General features: G+C 64.4%; 14 protein-coding genes and 1 pseudogene. 7 read left to right on the plus strand and 8 right to left on the minus strand.

The features are described 5' to 3' along the window. Positions 1–12: 12 nt before the first annotated feature. Positions 13–927, minus strand: a complete 915-nt coding sequence (locus ACIPHM_RS00140; protein WP_400323028.1) for a CHAD domain-containing protein — start codon at positions 925–927, stop codon at positions 13–15. A 501-nt stretch (positions 928–1,428) separates the two neighbouring features. Beyond that, complete coding sequence (locus tag ACIPHM_RS00145) at positions 1,429–1,707, minus strand: HU family DNA-binding protein (protein WP_400323031.1); 279 nt, start codon at positions 1,705–1,707, stop codon at positions 1,429–1,431. A 586-nt stretch (positions 1,708–2,293) separates the two neighbouring features. Here ACIPHM_RS00145 and ACIPHM_RS00150 point away from each other — a divergent pair. Then, positions 2,294–3,121: a phosphodiesterase gene (locus tag ACIPHM_RS00150; protein ID WP_400323034.1), complete on the plus strand. Its 828-nt coding sequence runs from the start codon at positions 2,294–2,296 to the stop codon at positions 3,119–3,121. A 372-nt stretch (positions 3,122–3,493) separates the two neighbouring features. On the opposite strand, the gene ACIPHM_RS00155 is transcribed toward ACIPHM_RS00150, so the two are convergent. Beyond that, positions 3,494–3,811: a hypothetical protein gene (locus tag ACIPHM_RS00155; RefSeq protein ID WP_400323037.1), complete on the minus strand. Its 318-nt coding sequence runs from the start codon at positions 3,809–3,811 to the stop codon at positions 3,494–3,496. On the opposite strand from ACIPHM_RS00155, the gene ACIPHM_RS00160 reads away from it, so the two are divergent. The 6 genes from ACIPHM_RS00160 (at position 3,804) to ACIPHM_RS00185 (ending at position 11,647) form a co-directional block, all read left to right on the plus strand. Next, positions 3,804–5,048, plus strand: coding sequence for a PelD GGDEF domain-containing protein (locus tag ACIPHM_RS00160; RefSeq protein ID WP_400323040.1), 1,245 nt, complete (start codon positions 3,804–3,806; stop codon positions 5,046–5,048). The two genes, ACIPHM_RS00155 and ACIPHM_RS00160, sit on opposite strands and share 8 nt — an antisense overlap. Then, positions 5,041–6,294 carry a lipopolysaccharide N-acetylglucosaminyl transferase gene (locus ACIPHM_RS00165; protein WP_400323043.1) on the plus strand — a complete coding sequence of 418 codons (1,254 nt, stop codon included), beginning with the start codon at positions 5,041–5,043 and terminating at the stop codon, positions 6,292–6,294. Before ACIPHM_RS00160 ends, ACIPHM_RS00165 begins: the two co-directional genes overlap by 8 nt. A 5-nt stretch (positions 6,295–6,299) precedes the next feature. Then, entirely contained in the window at positions 6,300–8,024 is a 1,725-nt protein-coding gene (gene pelF / locus ACIPHM_RS00170) for a GT4 family glycosyltransferase PelF (RefSeq protein WP_400323046.1), read from the plus strand. Beyond that, on the plus strand, positions 8,024–9,400 hold the full coding sequence (pelG, locus tag ACIPHM_RS00175) for an exopolysaccharide Pel transporter PelG (RefSeq protein WP_400323049.1): 1,377 nt from the start codon (positions 8,024–8,026) through the stop codon (positions 9,398–9,400). Before pelF ends, pelG begins: the two co-directional genes overlap by 1 nt. 176 nt (positions 9,401–9,576) lie before the next feature. Beyond that, a complete protein-coding gene (gene galE, locus ACIPHM_RS00180; protein ID WP_400323052.1) occupies positions 9,577–10,599 on the plus strand; it encodes a UDP-glucose 4-epimerase GalE in 1,023 nt (340 codons plus the stop codon). Between the two features lie 277 nt (positions 10,600–10,876). Further along, on the plus strand, positions 10,877–11,647 hold the full coding sequence (locus ACIPHM_RS00185; RefSeq protein ID WP_400323055.1) for a ferredoxin--NADP reductase: 771 nt from the start codon (positions 10,877–10,879) through the stop codon (positions 11,645–11,647). Positions 11,648–11,755: 108 nt separating this feature from the next. Here the strand turns inward: ACIPHM_RS00185 and ACIPHM_RS00190 are convergent. From ACIPHM_RS00190 to ACIPHM_RS00210, 5 genes and pseudogenes are all read right to left on the minus strand, one after another. Continuing rightward, positions 11,756–12,418: pseudogene (locus ACIPHM_RS00190) on the minus strand (LysR substrate-binding domain-containing protein); the annotation flags it as partial. 152 nt (positions 12,419–12,570) lie between these two features. Then, positions 12,571–14,151, minus strand: coding sequence for a PepSY-associated TM helix domain-containing protein (locus tag ACIPHM_RS00195; RefSeq protein ID WP_400323058.1), 1,581 nt, complete (start codon positions 14,149–14,151; stop codon positions 12,571–12,573). 10 nt (positions 14,152–14,161) lie between these two features. Then, entirely contained in the window at positions 14,162–14,416 is a 255-nt protein-coding gene (locus tag ACIPHM_RS00200; RefSeq protein WP_400323061.1) for a hypothetical protein, read from the minus strand. Next, positions 14,406–14,684 carry a hypothetical protein gene (locus ACIPHM_RS00205; protein WP_400323064.1) on the minus strand — a complete coding sequence of 93 codons (279 nt, stop codon included), beginning with the start codon at positions 14,682–14,684 and terminating at the stop codon, positions 14,406–14,408. Before ACIPHM_RS00205 ends, ACIPHM_RS00200 begins: the two co-directional genes overlap by 11 nt. Positions 14,685–14,990: 306 nt before the next feature. Further along, positions 14,991–16,049: a fatty acid desaturase family protein gene (locus ACIPHM_RS00210; protein WP_400323066.1), complete on the minus strand. Its 1,059-nt coding sequence runs from the start codon at positions 16,047–16,049 to the stop codon at positions 14,991–14,993. Positions 16,050–16,092 lie beyond the last annotated feature (43 nt).

Here is a 16,092-nt window from a genome sequence, read left to right on the forward strand (position 1 = left end):
ACTGCCCGACGCTTAACCCCGGCGCATGCCGCGCTCAAGGGTATGCGCGTCGGGCAACTGACACAGAACGTGGGCGGCCCGGCTGGTGGCGTTGACGATGATCGTGTCGAGACGTCCCGCCAGCATGTCGCGCTGTTCCTGCGCGATCGGGGCGTCTCCCAGAACTTGCTGAGCGACGACGGCGTCGTTGATCTGGCCCAGCAGCGTTTGCGCCGCGCGCAACGTGTCCTGATAGGGTGTGCGGACCGATTTTCGCATCCATGGCGTGAGCGCCTCGGCGCTATAGCGCGCCTTCTTGATCTTCACGCGCAACGCGTGCAATTGCTCGGTGTCGAGCATCGCCAACTGACGACAATCCGGAAACAGCGCAACGTAGCGCTCGCGCAGCACGTTGTGCGAGTGCTTCGCCAGGGCGCGTGGCCGCTTGCCGGGCGTGCGTGAGGAGCGCCGCAAAGCCTTGGCGGCGCGTACGTCGGCGCGCCCGTCCTCGCGGATACCGAAGGCATCGACCAGTCGCGCATACAACGCACACTGACGTTCGCTGGTCAGCGCTTCCCCGGCTTGCGCCCGGGCGTTGCTACGCAGCAAGCTGAGATGAGCATCGACCGCAATCCAGTCGACGTCGGGGTATTCGAGGCGCAGGGCGGGTAGCGTATCGCTGACCAGAACATCGGCGTCTCGCGTCGGACCCATCGACTGTCCCAGCCAGCGCAATTCGTTCTTCAGCCGACGATGCCAGCGAGGTTTGAGCCAGGGCGAAAAGACGTCGATCAGCGCGCGCAGACGACGCGTGGCAATGCGCAATTGATGGACCGCGTCGGGGGGAATGGCGCCGGCATCGCTCGCGCCTTCTGCTGTACTCGGCAGCGACGGCCATTGCACCAGGGGGGCGGCGGCGAGTGTGACCAGCAGACGCGAAGCCGACATACGCCGCATTCGGGCTGCGTCGGGCGGCACAACCGCCTCTGCGACGGCTGAACCGGCAGCGGACGATACCTCGGAAGAGGCGGCGATGGCCGCTTTCGGCGCGCGTGTCATGTTACGCAACATAGCATAGTTGCATGCGCATGTGAGACGCGCAAGCTGTGCTGCGACGCCGTGACGCGAGCGGCGTGAAGCCCATGGATTCGCGACAATCAGTCGGCGATTCGGTCACTCGGGGGATCGGCAGAAAGGCAGGGGAGTTCGCCGGAGACAACCGGCAGACAAGACAAGCCGAGGGCTTGGTACGAAGGTGAAGCGACTTCGTCGCGGGCGCCCGGTTTCCGAAGCACGGTGCGCAGGCTACCCGCGAGGCGCGCAGCGTCACATCAGTCGTGGACCTCGCGAGAGGATGATGTGACGGCTATCCATTGCTGCACGCCGCAGGGCGGAAACGCGAGCAAAAAAGATAGGCCGGCACGGATGCCGGCCTGCGCGCAACTGGTTTTACTTCTTGTTCACAGCGTCCTTGAACGCCTTGCCAGCCGTGAACTTCACCGTCTTGGCTGCCGGGATCTTGATCTCTGCACCGGTCTTCGGGTTGCGGCCGGTACGTTCAGCACGCTTGCCCGAACCGAACGAGCCGAAGCCGATCAACTGGATCGTGTCGCCCTTGGCAACAGTCGTCTTGACAACCTCGAGCAGCTTGTCGAGGGTTTCGCCGGTTTGAGCCTTGCTTGCACCCGTAATGCCAGCGACGGCGTCGATCAGTTCCTGTTTGTTCATGTGTGTTTCCCTTGAGAGGTGGTGAATACCGGCGACAACTCTAACACTTTCGTCATTTGACGAGTGTCGGTGTTGTATCCGCGCCATAAGGCACGCGGCTTACGCCAGAGTGTCGCCTTCGCGGCACGTAACGTGAACACGATCCGAAGACCTGTTTTGTTACGCATCGAGAGGGCGCCGGCACTGGCCGGGCTGCCGCATTATAGAGCCATCGGCGGGCTGTGGGCCAGTCCTGACAACGGTTTGCGGTGATTTTGTCGCGCTGTGCCGCGTATTTTCTTGTTCTTGGGTGTAAAACCCCGGTAAATGCGGGCATCTCCGGTCATGCTGCCGCGCAATCCCTTGCTGGGCGGGCTTTGGGGGTTTCCCTAGCGTTTAATGGCTTGCGTATGCGGGTGACGTTTGGTTGACATCGCTGTTGTCATTTCGCCGAATGGTGGGAATTCATTGGCGTGTCACTTGCAGTGGCTAGCGTGGCGCCGCCCGATAGATAACCGGCATCACCGGCGGCTGCGTGCGTCCTACACTCGAAGGGCGACGGCAGGCCTCGTCGGTGCGTCGTATTGACTCTCAAGGAAGCGCCTTCATGCTGCTCTGTCAGATCACCGATCTCCACATCACACGCCCCGGTGTGCTCGCATGCGGACGCGTCGACACCGCTCGCGCCCTGCGCCAAGCGATCGCCACCCTCAACCGCTGGACGCCGCGTCCCGACGCCGTCATCGCCACCGGCGATCTGATCGATACGCCATACCCATCGGAATACGAAGTACTTCGCGAGTGTCTGGCCGGCCTCGAAATTCCGTTGTATCTGCTCGTGGGCAATCACGATCATCGCGAAGGGTTGCGCGACGCATTTCCGGAGCATGCCTATTTGCGCACCGGCAACGAATTCGTGCAGTATCGCGTCGATCTGGGGCCGCTCACCGTGCTGGCCCTCGATACGCAGGATCCGCCGAGTGCCGGCGGCCATTTGTGTGACGCTCGTCTGGCCTGGCTCGACGAGCAACTTCACGCCTGCGCCGGCCGCCCGACCATCATCGCCATGCATCATCCGCCGTTCGACACGGGCATCGAATTCATGGACGGCTATGGTCTCTCGGCACAAGGGCGCGAAGGTTTCGCTCGTGTGACATCACGTCACGGTCACATCGAGCGGGTGATCTGCGGGCACCTGCATCGCAGCATTCAGGCCGGCGTGGAAGGGGCGCCCGGAATCATGGCGAGCACCTGTGTTTCGACCGCGCATCAGATCACGCTGGGGCTTGCGCCCGGTGAACCGGGGTCGATCACGCTCGAGCCCCCGGGGTTCGCCCTGCATCTGTGGCAACCGGGCAGCGGATTGCGCACGCATCTGGCCTACGTCGGCCCGTACGATGGCCCGTTCACATTCGAGGGTAAATCGGTATCCTGACGGATTCATGCGGGTTTGCGGCGCGCAAAAATGGGGACGAAAGTGGGACTGAGCGTGTGTAAAGTTCACTTCTGTCAAACATAAGAGATCAGTTCGGATCAGCAGTCAAAGGCCGTCCCGGCGCGCAGGACTCGCGGGACGGGAACGACGGGGCTTTCCATGGGAACTGTCGATCCGTCGCCCTGGACCCAGGCATGAATCACGAAAAGGCCGGGCCGGGCACCTTCTGATAACGGGGAATCATGCCAATCGCCATCGCGCAATTTCTGCGCGAGCGCCCGCGTTTCATATCGGGCATTTCGATGGCTTGCGTCTGTAGGGTGCGTTGTTTTCGGCACCCGGGTACCCGGTTGATCCCCATTTCCGTAAACGTCACGTGACTGCCGCCACGCCCAACGACGCCGAACAGGCGAGCGCTTCGCCCTCGTTGCCTTCGTCGACCTCGTCGCGTTCATCGCCTTCCTCCCCCTCGTTCGCTTCGTACGCTGCGTCGTCATCGTCTTCCGCGTCCTCTGCGTCTTCCGCGTCATCGGCGTCCGCCACGTCGGCCACCTTCACGTCGTCCGCGCGCGTGCGGCGCTCCCAGCCGCTCGGCAATCTGGGCGGGTGGGGGCGACGAATCGCGCCGGCCGTTGCACGTCCCTTCGCGCTGCTTGAGGTTCTGGCAATCACACTGCTTGCCGTGCTCATCGCGTGGCGACTGCGTCCCGACGATCCCTTGCTGCTCTCGGCGCAATTCCCGTGGTTGTGGCTGGTCGCTTTCGTTGGCGCCCTGCGGTACGGCTCGCTGGCCGGTGTCGTGAGTGGGGTAACGCTCGCGGTGGCTTGGCACTTTCTCTACGCGGCTGGCGGACCGTTCCCGATGGTGCATTTCGCCGGGGGCATGACGGCGACACTGATTGCGGGGCACTTCTGCGACATCTGGTCCCATCGTGCGCAACGGTCTCAGGGCATCAATGCGTACTACAGCGACCGCCTCGTCGCGATTACACACAACCACTATCTGTTGCGTGTCTCGCACGAGCGGCTGGAGCGCGATTTGCTGGCGCGCCCGGTCACGTTGCGCGATGCGTTGACACGTCTGCGCGAGCTCACGGCGCGGCGCGCGGGCGACCTGCACGGTCCTGCGGGAGGGTTGCCGAACGCTCAGCCGATGCTCGAATTCGCTGCGCTGACGTGCCAGATCGAAGTCGCGTCGATGTTCCTGGTGCGTGGCGACCGGCTCGTGACGACTCCTGTCGCGCGCGTCGGCGAGGGCTTCGAGCCGGATGCCGACGACCCACTCGTGCGGCATTGCCTGCGAGAGGGCACGCTTGCCCACGTGACAGGCGACGACACCGCGAGCGACGCCAGCCCCTATCTCGCCTGCGCACCGTTACTTGACGCGGATGGCTCGCTGACCAGCGTGCTGATCGTGCGTCGCATGCCGTTTCTCGCGCTCAATCACGACAATCTGCAATTGTTGCTGGTGTTGCTCGCTTACTACGCGGACGGCGTGGCGCATCAGCCGCTGGTAGCGGGCGTCCGGGCTTCGGTGCCGCAAGCGCCATACGATTTCGCGCTTGAACTGGGGCGTTTGGCGCGGCTCAAGCGGGCGAGTGGCATCGAGTCGTCGCTCGTGGCGCTGGCGTTCCCGCGCGGCGCTCGCGGCGACTCGCTCTTCGAGCAGACGGTGCGCCAGCGCCGGGCACTGGACGCCATGTGGACCATCGGCACGCCGCGCAAGCAAATCGCCATCGCGTTGATGCCGATTACGGACGAGCACGGTATCGACGGATACCTGATGCGCGTCGAGACACTTTTGCGCGAGCAGTACGAAGTCGATTTTCAGAGCGGTCACATTGCGGTGCATACGGCGCACGTCGACGCCGAGGCGCCCGGCGACGGCCTGCTCAAACTGATGGAGCGTTGCGTCGACCATGCCTGAACGCGCTCCCGATCCCCCCTTTGATCTCGGCGCCGAGCACACCGCTGAGCGCGTCTGCGCCCCCGCGATTGAGCATCCCGCTGAACACCGCTCACCCGGCGGCCACGCGAAGCCGAGCTGGCGGCTGCGGCGGCGCGGCGATGCGCCCGACGCGCGCTGGTTGCGATGGGGGCTGACGCCGGGGCTGGCGGTGCTCGCGTTGGCTGCGCAGTTTCAGGCGCTGCGTGTGGTGCTGCAAACCGGCGTCTGGGAGGCGCTGGCCAGTGCTTCGGTTGCCTCGTCGGCCTCGTCCGCCACGGCCATCCTGCCCGACGCCATGCCGGCCGGGCTCGCATGGCAAGCCGTAGCGGCGCTGCTCGCCGGTGGTTTCGTCACCTGCGTGCTGCCAGCCAGTTACCGCGCGAGACGCCGCGTGTTCTGGCACATCGCGCTATTCGCCTTTTTCTTGCCGGCTGCGGGGATGGTGGTCGTGGGCGGCGTGTTGCTGCTGGGCTATCTGTTCCCGCCGCCGCGTACTTCGCTGGCCGCCGGTAAGGTAGAGACGCCGGGGTTCGTCTCGCATCTGGTCACGCGCGTACGGCACGGCGCGGGGATGCGGTTGCGCGCGCGATTGCGCAACGTCCGGGGTGAGCGCGACGACCGGGTGGCCGCGTTGATTTCGGTGCAGGCGCTGCCCTCCCGGGTGACGAGCGAGATTGCCCGCGACCTGCTCGCCGATCCGGTGGAGGAGGTGCGTTTGCTGGCATACGGCATTCTCGACGGGCTGGAGAAACGCATCATGCAGCAGATCTACGCGATGCGAGAGCGCCACGAGAGCGCGCCGGACGAGGACGAACGCGCGCACGCGTGCCGGTGTCTCGCGCAACTCTACTGGGAGCTGATTTACCAGAATCTCGTGCGTGGCGAAGTGCTGCGCTTCACGCTTGAGCGCGTCGAGCAGTTTGCGCGCGAGGCGCTGGAGCAGCACGAAGACGACGCCTCCATGTGGTACTTGCTCGGCCGGTGTGCGCTGCTGCGCGAGCGTCCCGAGGTGGCCGAGATGCACCTGCGTCAGGCGCAGTTCCACAGCTTCCCGACCGAGCGTCTGCTGCCGTGGCTGGCCGAGGCGGCGTTTCAGAAACGCCGGTACGATCGCGTTGCGCAATTGCTCGGCGGACTCGGCGCGGGGGTGTCGGGCGCCAAAGGCTCGCCCACCGCGACGGCCTCGCCCGTGGTCCAGCCCGCCGTGCGTTTCTGGACACGCTAGCGCTCATGTCCTCGTCCACACATAGCGATTCTCCCGGGTCGCCATCCACGCAACCCCCGGCGGGGTTGCCGCATGCCGCGCCACAAGCCGACATTGCCGACATCGCGCTACTGCTGGAAGGCACGTTCCCCTACGTCCGGGGCGGGGTGTCGTCGTGGGTCGACCAACTGATTCGCGCGTTCCCCGAGCTCACGTTCTCCGTCGTATTCATCGGCAGCCGTCGCGACGACTACGGTGCCCCGGTCTACGCGATGCCGGGGAATGTTACCCATTTCGAGGCGCATTACCTTTACGAGACGTCCAGCGCCTCGCCCGACACGAGCGAGCGCGTACGCCCGTCGCGCCAAAATGTGTCGGGCGCAGACGCTTTCGCGCAGATCTCACGAATGCACGATCTCTTTCGCCAGCGTCACGAAGCGCGGCCCGACGCGGCGCCCTTCATGGAGGTCGACGCACTGCGCAGCATGCTCGCACGCATTCTGCCGATGTTGCGCGACGGGCAACCGCTGGCGCAGCCGGAGTTCCTTCACAGCGAGCGGGCGTGGGCGTTCATCACCGAGCGCTACGAACGTTTCTGCCACGACCCGTCGTTCACGGACTACTTCTGGACGATTCGCGCGATGCACAAGCCGATCTGGCAACTGGCAACGATTGCGCGGTCCATGCCGGCGGCGCGCATGTACCACACGGTCTCGACGGGATATGCCGGGCTGCTGGGGGCGATGCTGCGTATGGCGACGGGGCGTGCGCTGCTGGTGACCGAGCACGGCAGCTATACGAAGGAGCGCAAGCTCGATTTGCTACAGAGTGAATGGCTGCGGGACAACCGTGGCCCGTTCGAGCGCGATATTTCGCGTGTGGGCTACTTTCAGAGCCTCTGGATGCGGTTTTTCGAGGCCATTGGCAGGGTGTGCTACGACACGGCGGACGAGATCGTCTCGTTGTACGACGGCGGGCGTCAGCGTCAGTTAAGTGACGGCGCGCCCGAGCACAAGACGCGCAGTATCGCCAACGGCGTCGACATCCCTCGTTTTGCGGCGCTACGCGTTGCGCGGCGCGAGCCCTGGGCCGCGTCCGGCGCAAAGACTGAGCAGGACGACATTGCGCCGGTGGTCGCCCTTATCGGGCGCGTGGTGCCGGTCAAGGACATCAAGACGTTCTTGCGCGCAATCTTCATTGCCTACCGCGCTCGGCCGGACATACAGGGCTGGATCGTCGGGCCCGAGACGGAAGACCGGGCCTATGCGCAGGAATGTCGCGACATGGCGGCCAGTCTGGGGATGGCGTATCAGGTGAGGTTTATGGGATATCGCGCCGTCGAATCGGTGTTGCCGCAAATCGGCGTGCTCGCCCTGTCGTCCGTCTCCGAAGCGTTGCCCCTGGTCATGCTCGAAGCCGCCGCCGCGGGTGTGCCGGTTGTGGCGACGGACGTGGGTGCATGCCGGCAACTGGTCGAAGGCAACGGCGCGAAGGACCGCGCGCTCGGTCGTTCGGGACGCATCGTGCCCATGGCCGATCCCGAAGCGCTGGCCGCCGCCATCGTCGAGGTGCTGGAGCCGGCGGCGTGGCACGCGGCGAGCCGGGCTGGCATCGCGCGTGTGGAGCGGTACTACCGGCTCGATACCATGCGCGACGCCTACCGCGCGCTGTACGAGCGGTGGATGGACGGGGCGCATGGGCGGGATGAGGGTGCGCCAGCCGTTCAGACAACCACGGAGGGCGAGGGCTGATGGCGGGGATCGGTTTCGAGTTGAGGCGTCTGCTGCGCAGCGACACGCTGTCGGGCACCGTTGCCGCGTACAGCTACGCGGGGATCATCAGTGCCGGGCCGCTGGTGTTATCGATGGTCGGGGTGGTGCTCGTCGGGTTGATGAGTTTGACGCACATTCAGCCACAGGCCGTGCTCATGCAATTTCAGGTATCGGTGACGTATCTGATCGCATCGAGCGTGATCGTCACCGGATTGATTCAACTGGCCTTCACGCGCCACCTGAGCGATCGGCTCTTTGCCGGTGATCCGCACGCGGTGATGCCGTCGTTGAACGCCGTGTCGCTGGTGACGACGGTCGTGCTCGGTGGCATGGGGCTGGTGCTGTCGCAAACGCTTTTTGCCGCTCAGCCGCTCGCGTATCGCTGGCTGATGTGGATCGGCTTCGTGCTGCTCGGCAATCTATGGATCGTGGTGCTGTTCCTCACCAGCGTGAAGCAATATCGCGCGATTCTCGGCGTGTTCTGCGCGGGTTACAGCCTGACGGTCGTTTGCGCCGTGCTGTTGGGGCGCTTTGGCCTCACGGGCCTGCTCGGGGGCTTCGTCATCGGCCACACGGCGTTGCTGCTGGGGTTTACGGTCATCGTCGCGCGTAATTACCGGACCACCACATGGCTGTCCTGGGCGGTTTTCGTGCCGCGCAATCTGCGGCTCTCGCTGGTCGGCGTCGGCTTGTGCTTCGGGCTGGGGATCTGGATCGACAAGCTGATGTTCTGGGCGTGGCCCGCGACGGGCATGGTCATCATCGGTCCGCTGCGTGCGGCGCCGCTCTACGATCTGCCGGTGCTGCTGTCGTACCTGTGTGTCATTCCGGGCATGGCGGTGTTCCTGCTGCGTATCGAGACCGATTTTGCCGAAGCCTACTCCGGGTTTTTCGACGCCGTGCGTGACGGCGGCACGCTGCGGCAGATTTCGTCCTCGCGCGTGTCGATGGTGCGCTCGGTGCGCACCGGGCTTTACGAAATCTTCAAGGTGCAGGCGGTCGTGACGCTGCTCGTTTTCGCGTTCGGGGAAGATTTGCTTCGGTTCGTCGGTGTGCCCAGCGCGTGGCAGCCGCTGCTGCGCATCGACGTCATCTCGGCCGGGTTACAGGTGCTCCTGCTCGGGGTGCTCAACGTGCTGTTCTATCTGGACCGGCGGCGCGACGTGCTACTTCTCACCGCGCTGCTGCTCGTACTTAATGCCGCCTTCACGGGGATCAGCCTGCATTACGGTCCGGTGCTGTACGGCTACGGATTCGCGCTAGCGCTACTGTGCGTGGTGGGGCTCGGGATGCACCGTCTGTGGCGACGTCTCGGGGCGCTCGAATACGACACCTACATGGGAAAGCGCGCATAGTTTTCCCCGACGCGACAATCCTGGGCCGCATGACGACAGCACGCGTCACCCGCGAGGGGAATGGCCCGTTGGCACGCCCATCGTGGCTGGAGTAACATCCCCGCTTCCGCAATTGCAACCGTCGCGCACCTGTGTGCGAATCGGTGGCGCCACACGGGCGTCGCCAGGGCTTCCTCATGAACAATCTGGGCACCATTCTCGTTACCGGCGGGGCCGGCTATATCGGCTCGCATACGTGCGTCGAACTGTTGACGGGCGGGTATGACGTCGTCATCGTCGATAACCTCTGCAACAGCCGTCGCGACGCCGTCGAGCGCATCGAACGCATTGCCGGACGGGCGCCTGTGTTTGTCGAGGGCGACGTGTGCTCCGCAGACGTCATGGAGGCCGCTTTTTCGCGCCACCGGATCGATAGCGTGATTCATTTTGCGGCGCTCAAGGCGGTGGGCGAGTCTGTGGCGAAGCCCACGCGCTACTATCGGAACAACATCGGAAGTCTGGTCACGCTGCTCGAAACGATGGAGCGTCACGATGTGCGCGATGTCGTATTCAGCTCGTCGGCGACGGTGTATGGCAACCCGGACAGTGTGCCGATCGTCGAGTCCGCCCCGTTGCGCGCGACCAACCCCTACGGCCATACCAAGTGCATGGCCGAGCAGATGTTGGCCGATCTCGTGAGTGCCGACCCGCGTTGGCGGGTGGCGGTGCTGCGGTACTTCAACCCGGTGGGTGCGCATGAAAGTGGCCTGATTGGCGAAGATCCGAACGATATTCCCAATAACCTCATGCCGTTCGTTGCGCAGGTGGCCGTCGGGCGCCTGGCGAGGCTCAAGGTTTTCGGGGGCGATTGGCCAACGCCTGATGGCACCGGCGTGCGCGACTATCTGCATGTGGTGGATCTCGCGCGAGGCCATCTGGCGGCGCTATCCCGGTTGAGAGAGGGCGACGAAGGCTTCACCGTCAACCTCGGTACCGGGCAGGGGAGCAGCGTGCTCGACGTCGTCCGGGCGTTTTCGCTGGCGAGCGGACGCGAGATTCCTTACGACATCGTCGGGCGGCGTCCCGGCGACATTGCCACGTGCTACGCCGATGCGTCGCGCGCGCAGGCACTGCTGGGCTGGCGCGCGCAGTACGACCTGGCGCGCATGTGCGCCGACCACTGGCGCTGGCAGCATCAGAATCCGGACGGATACCGCTGATCGGATAGCCCCGCGTGATATGCCTGACAGGTATATCGATATGCCGGAAAAGACGTTGGGGACAAATGAAAGCAATTCCCAATTGGGGTAAAATAGTCGGGTTTTCCCGTCCATAATCGAAAGTGCGTACACCTGATGCGCCTGGAGTTCGGGCATCAGGGCCGTCAAGGATGGCTCGCGAAAGCACATCTCAGGCGATTCCGGCCGTTCGGGCAGTCTGCCCGGCCAGCCACGCCGATGTGCCGTGCCCCCGTCCTCTGCCAAACGTCAAGTCAATATGAGCATTCAGAATCAACAGACCGTGCTGGAAGTCCACCACTGGACCGACACGTTGTTCAGCTTCAAGACCACTCGCGACGCTTCGTTCCGTTACGTCAATGGCCAGTTCACCATGATCGGCCTGGAAGTGGAAGGCAAGCCGCTGCTGCGCGCCTACAGCATGGCGAGCGCGAATTACGAGGAAGCGCTGGAGTTCCTGAGCATCAAGGTGCAGGACGGCCCGCTGACCTCGCGTCTGCAAAACATCAAGCCGGGCGACAAGGTCATCGTTGGCCGCAAGCCGACCGGCACGCTCATCAACGACAACCTGCTGCCGGGCAAGAACCTGTACCTGCTCTCGACGGGCACGGGTCTCGCGCCGTTCATGAGTATCATCCGCGATCCGGAAGTCTACGATCGCTACGAGCACATCATTCTGGTGCACGGCTGCCGTTTCGCCAGCGAGTTGGCGTACCGCGACCTGATCACGCAGCATCTGCCCGAGCACGAGTACCTGGGCGAGTATGTCCGCGACAAGTTGATCTACTACCCGACGGTCACGCGTGAAGAGTTCGAAAACCAGGGCCGTATTACGGAGCTGGTGGATTCGGGCAAGATGTTCACGGACATCGGTCTGCCGGAGTTCTCGCCGGAAAACGACCGCGTCATGCTGTGCGGTAGCCCGGCCATGCTCAAGGACACGCGCGAGCTGCTGGAAAAGCGCGGCTTCGTCGAAGGTCACAACCATGCCCCGGGTCATTACTTGGTCGAGCGCGCGTTCGTCGGCTAAGATCGGCTAAGGACTGACGCCGCCGCTGCTTGACAGCGCCAGCGTGAAAAATCCCCCAAGGACCGGCCATTGGCATGCCCTTGGGGGATTTTTCATTGCCGCAGCCGTTCAGGCTACTGACGTGGGAAAAACGTTCGCGCAGAGGAAATCCACCAGTGCCCGAACTTTGGGGGAGGGATGTTTGCTCGCTGGCCACAAGACATGGAACACGCCGGTACGCTGCGTGTAGTCGGCGAGAACCGGCTGGAGACGGCCGTCGTCGAGCGCTTCGCGGACTGAAAAGTCCGGCAGGTGGGCGATGCCGAGTCCGCGAAGGGCGAAGCACATGCGCGTCTCGATGTTGTTGCAGACCATGGAGATGGGAATCTGCACCGCAGGCTCGCCGGGTGCTGGCCTCAACCCCCACGGTTCGAGTTTGCCGCTGTTCGGATAGCGGTAATGCAGACACGTATGTTGCGCGAGATCGGCCGGGGTCACCGGTGCGCCGCGCTGCTGCAGATAGGCCGGCGAGGCCACGAGGTGCGAGCGAAATTCGCCGAGTTTGCGGGCCGTCAACCGGGAATCGACGGGCTCGCCCGTACGCACCACGGCATCGAATCCTTCTTCGATGACATCCACCAGACGATCCGAGAAGTCGAGATCCAGCTCGATGTCCGGGTATCGACGCATGAAGTCGCCGAGCACAGGCAGCACCAGTGAACTGACCATCGGCAGGCTCACGCGCAGGCGTCCGCGCGGCGTGCCGCTCGCTTGCGACAATTCCAACTCCGCGCGCCGTGTGCCGACGCATCCGTCGTGAATCGATCTTTTTTTGTGGGGGAGTGCAGGCAATGACCGCGACGGGCTTGCCTGCGTCTGCGCTCAATTCGCGCGGGATCCGGCTGCTCGGGCAGCGCTGTTGTTTTATCGGTCCAGTCTTTGTGCTACGCCTTGGCCTCGCTGTCCGAGGCGGACGCCGCCACGTGTTCGCTGGCGGCCGGTTGCGCCCAGACGCTGTTGGGATCGCCGCGACGCGCGCGACGCCACGTTGCGCGGGCAAACAGCGCGAAGATCGCGGCACTGACGATGGCGGTCAGATCGATCCCGGCGAGCACCCAGTCGCCATCGGCGATCGTGCGCACGAGATTGTCGGCGGTGAGCAGCGCATCGGCCACGGGGATGGAGAGGCAAACGAGCGCCGTCGCCACCAGCAGGCCGGTCGCAGCGACTGCCGGGGCAGTGAGCGCCGCGAAGAGCAGCGAGAGCGCAATCGTGACGACGAAGATCGACAGCGCCGTCGTGCCGGGCGCGACGAGCGCGCCGACGAATGCCACGGCGATCCCCAGACACGTGCCGAGAAACACCCCGGCGGTAGCCTTCGCCATCCAGCGCAAGTTGGCGGGCTGAAGGGCGGTATTACGTTTGCGGCGCGACTCGAGCCAAAGCAGATTCCCGCTGTAGACCAGCACCGCGCCCATCAGGCCGAGGACGAAATACACCCAACGCATGGCGTCGCCCGCGAAGTTGCCGAAGTGCGCACCGTAAATCATGCTCAGCACGGCGTGGTTCACGTCTCGCACGCCGGGGCTGTGCTGGCCGACGATGGCGCCGTCATTCAGACGCACGGCCACCGCCGCGAACACGCCGAGCGAATCGTTGGCTTCGCCGTAGACCTCGGCCACCGCGTCCGGCTGGCCGTAGCGCGACCACGCGACGGCCGTCGCCTCCACGTCGGGAGCGGCATGTTCGGCGCGCGCGAGTACCGCCTGAAGATCGAGCGGCTTGCCGTCGACCGGTGCCATCTTCGCGGGCACCGAGCCCGTCATCTGCTCGAACTGCGGCGTGAGCTTGTTTTGGAACGTCAGCACGTTGAACGCCATCATCAGCGGCACACTCAGGCACAACAGGGCGCCGGTCAGCGCGAAGATGATGTGAAACGGCAGACTCAGCACGCCAATGGCGTTGTGCGCGTCTTGCCAGAAGCGCTTGAGGTTGCGTCCGGGGCGCAGTGCGAAGATGTCGCGCGTCACGCGCGGCAGATGCACGATCACGCCGGAGATCAGCGCCATGCCGTAAAAGAGCGACACCACGCCCATCAGATACAGACCGTACGTGGGCACCAACAGCGAGTAATGCAAGGCGTTGATGGCGTTCGACAGGCCGGGGCGAGCGTCTCCCGTCACGAGCGACGCGGCGCTGCCGTCGGCATTCAGACGCAGCCTCGCCTGCATCCACGCTCCGCTGGGCTGGAGCCAATAGGCGAAAGGCACCGAGGAGTGACTGGGTAGTACCACGCCCATGTGCTCACGCGCGGCGGGAAACTGCGCGCGCACCATGTCGGCAAGTTGCTCTGTCTGGGCGAGTGAGAGCGGCACGTGGCGCGTGGCCGGTTGCTCCCAGCGTTCGATCTCGTGATGGAAGACGGTCAGGGCGCCGCCGAGCATGGCGACGAACAGCGCGAAGCCGGCAACGATGCCGGCCCACGTATGGACACTCAGGTATTGACGCAGGGTTTGGGCGCGCATCGGATGATCCTTACCAGACAGCGCGTGCCAACAACAGCGCGGCCCAAGCGACAACGGTGGTGGCACCCAGGCCGATCCACGCGTGTGCGGCGGTGCGGCTCGCGTAGACCACGGCGAACAGGCCGAGCCACACGAGCGGGAAGAGGGCGATGACGGGGATGGCGGCATGTTGCCAGCCCGCAGGCGTCATGTACGCGAACGCGCCGCACAGCGCGATCGCGGCGAAAAAGCCGAGCACGAGGCCCGCGAAGGTTCTACTCCACATGGGTGTCTCCGCGCAGCCAATGCCAGCCGCCAGCGGCGTAGGGCCAGAACAGCAGACCGAAGCACAGCGACATGAAGGCCGATGCGATGCCGGCCGACGCGCCGGCGGCCAGCCACCAGCACACGAGGCAGGCGATGGCAGCGGCCAGCGCGAGCGCTCGCGCCGGTTGGGCAGCGAGGCGTTGTGCGCGCAATCGCTGGTGTTCCGAAGTGAGGTAGCAGGCACCGCCCGCCAGCCATGCCAGTGCAATGGCCAATACAATCAACATGCTCGGGAATCGCTAAAAAAAGAGGCCGCGCAAGCAAGAAATGAAAACGCCGCCCTTGGGCGACGTGGCTGGCGAAACAAATCCACAAACGGTTCCCGTCAAACGCTTCGGTCAGATATTCAGGAGAACGACGGCCAAAACGTTAACGAAAACGATTCGCATTTATATCACGATTCAAAAAAATCCCGAAATATTCCTATCAGATTCGATAGATGCGGGGAGGTAATGCGCAGTGGAGAGACAACGACGCGCAAGGCGTCGTCGTCTGGCAGGCGGGCTGAACGAGTGGCGGCCGAAGGGTGATGCTTACGCCGCACCCGCGGCGTAAGCATCAGCAACAAGACTGCTGGCCGGCAACGGCCCTTGAAACTGGCGAAGCACGGCGCGCCAATAGGGGATCACGGGGCCGGGGGTTGGTTGCGCGGCATGGATGGCCGGCAGCAGATGCCACGGTGCGGTCGGGTACTGGTGATGCACGCGATGCAACTGGTGATTGAGCACGAGCACGCGGCCGAGAGACGAGGCGTGGAAGTTGCGGGCGCGCGCCGGTTCGTCCATCGCCACGCCGTAATGCGGCAAGTTGTCGGCAATCGACAGCCACATGCCGCGCGCAACGAAAGACGCGACGAACACCGGCCACCACGGGCCGTAAGCCCATACCGCGAGACCCAGCGCGACGAGCATGACGAGAAAGTCGCGTTGCACTCGGCGGCGTCGCACCGGATCGGAGGCGAACATCACCGCGCGACGGCGCACGTCTTCATCTTGCGGATCGCTGCCGAGTGCGCTCAGGGCGAGCGCAGGCAGACGTTTGACGGGTATCCACGTGATGAGCGGGGCGAACACTTCCGCGAGCCACATCCCCCCGAGCAGGCGCGATTGGTAGCCGAGCCATTGCTTCGCGCGCGGCGCCAGCGGCGCATTGGCGGGCAGCGTCGAAATATCGGGCTGATCGAACGGTTGACGCGTGAAACGGTGATGCATCAGATGCCCGAAGCGCATGATTTCGAAGGGCAATCCGAGAAACAGGGAGAGCGCGCGGCCGGTGCGCTCGTTGGCGCGAGGCTTCAGGCGCAGTTGTCCGTGAATGGACTCGTGAATGAGACCCCAGTGCATGGGCGTGAGCAGCAGTACGGGCAGCAAGGTCAGGGCGGCCATCTCGCCCCAATGGCGCAGCGCCCATCCCAGCCCCAGCCACTGCCAGAGTCCGGTGAGCCCCGTCAGGCCGATCAGCCAGGGATTCCAGCGCGACGGTTTGGCGTGACGCCACAACGCCGGCGAGGCCATCGTTTCGGCTGCGACGGTGGCGCTGGGGGCGGGCGTGGCGGTGTCGATCCCGGCCGAACGCGCAGCGACATGCTCCATGAGGTCTCCGTGACTTGACGTAACGTAACGCAAAGCAAAGAAA

The organism is Pandoraea sp. NPDC087047 (assembly GCF_044745225.1).
In the GTDB taxonomy this organism is placed as follows: Bacteria; Pseudomonadota; Gammaproteobacteria; order Burkholderiales; family Burkholderiaceae; genus Pandoraea.

Excerpts from the sequence above, each read along its gene's own strand:
- ACIPHM_RS00140 (WP_400323028.1), bottom strand. The coding sequence starts at position 927 with ATGTCGGCTTCGCGTCTGCTGGTCACACTCGCCGCCGCCCCCCTGGTG.
- ACIPHM_RS00145 (WP_400323031.1), bottom strand. The coding sequence starts at position 1,707 with ATGAACAAACAGGAACTGATCGACGCCGTCGCTGGCATTACGGGTGCA.
- ACIPHM_RS00150 (WP_400323034.1), top strand. The coding sequence starts at position 2,294 with ATGCTGCTCTGTCAGATCACCGATCTCCACATCACACGCCCCGGTGTG.
- ACIPHM_RS00155 (WP_400323037.1), bottom strand. The coding sequence starts at position 3,811 with ATGAGCACGGCAAGCAGTGTGATTGCCAGAACCTCAAGCAGCGCGAAG.
- ACIPHM_RS00165 (WP_400323043.1), top strand. The coding sequence starts at position 5,041 with ATGCCTGAACGCGCTCCCGATCCCCCCTTTGATCTCGGCGCCGAGCAC.
- pelF (WP_400323046.1), top strand. The coding sequence starts at position 6,300 with ATGTCCTCGTCCACACATAGCGATTCTCCCGGGTCGCCATCCACGCAA.
- pelG (WP_400323049.1), top strand. The coding sequence starts at position 8,024 with ATGGCGGGGATCGGTTTCGAGTTGAGGCGTCTGCTGCGCAGCGACACG.
- galE (WP_400323052.1), top strand. The coding sequence starts at position 9,577 with ATGAACAATCTGGGCACCATTCTCGTTACCGGCGGGGCCGGCTATATC.
- ACIPHM_RS00185 (WP_400323055.1), top strand. The coding sequence starts at position 10,877 with ATGAGCATTCAGAATCAACAGACCGTGCTGGAAGTCCACCACTGGACC.
- ACIPHM_RS00195 (WP_400323058.1), bottom strand. The coding sequence starts at position 14,151 with ATGCGCGCCCAAACCCTGCGTCAATACCTGAGTGTCCATACGTGGGCC.
- ACIPHM_RS00200 (WP_400323061.1), bottom strand. The coding sequence starts at position 14,416 with ATGTGGAGTAGAACCTTCGCGGGCCTCGTGCTCGGCTTTTTCGCCGCG.
- ACIPHM_RS00205 (WP_400323064.1), bottom strand. The coding sequence starts at position 14,684 with ATGTTGATTGTATTGGCCATTGCACTGGCATGGCTGGCGGGCGGTGCC.
- ACIPHM_RS00210 (WP_400323066.1), bottom strand. The coding sequence starts at position 16,049 with ATGGAGCATGTCGCTGCGCGTTCGGCCGGGATCGACACCGCCACGCCC.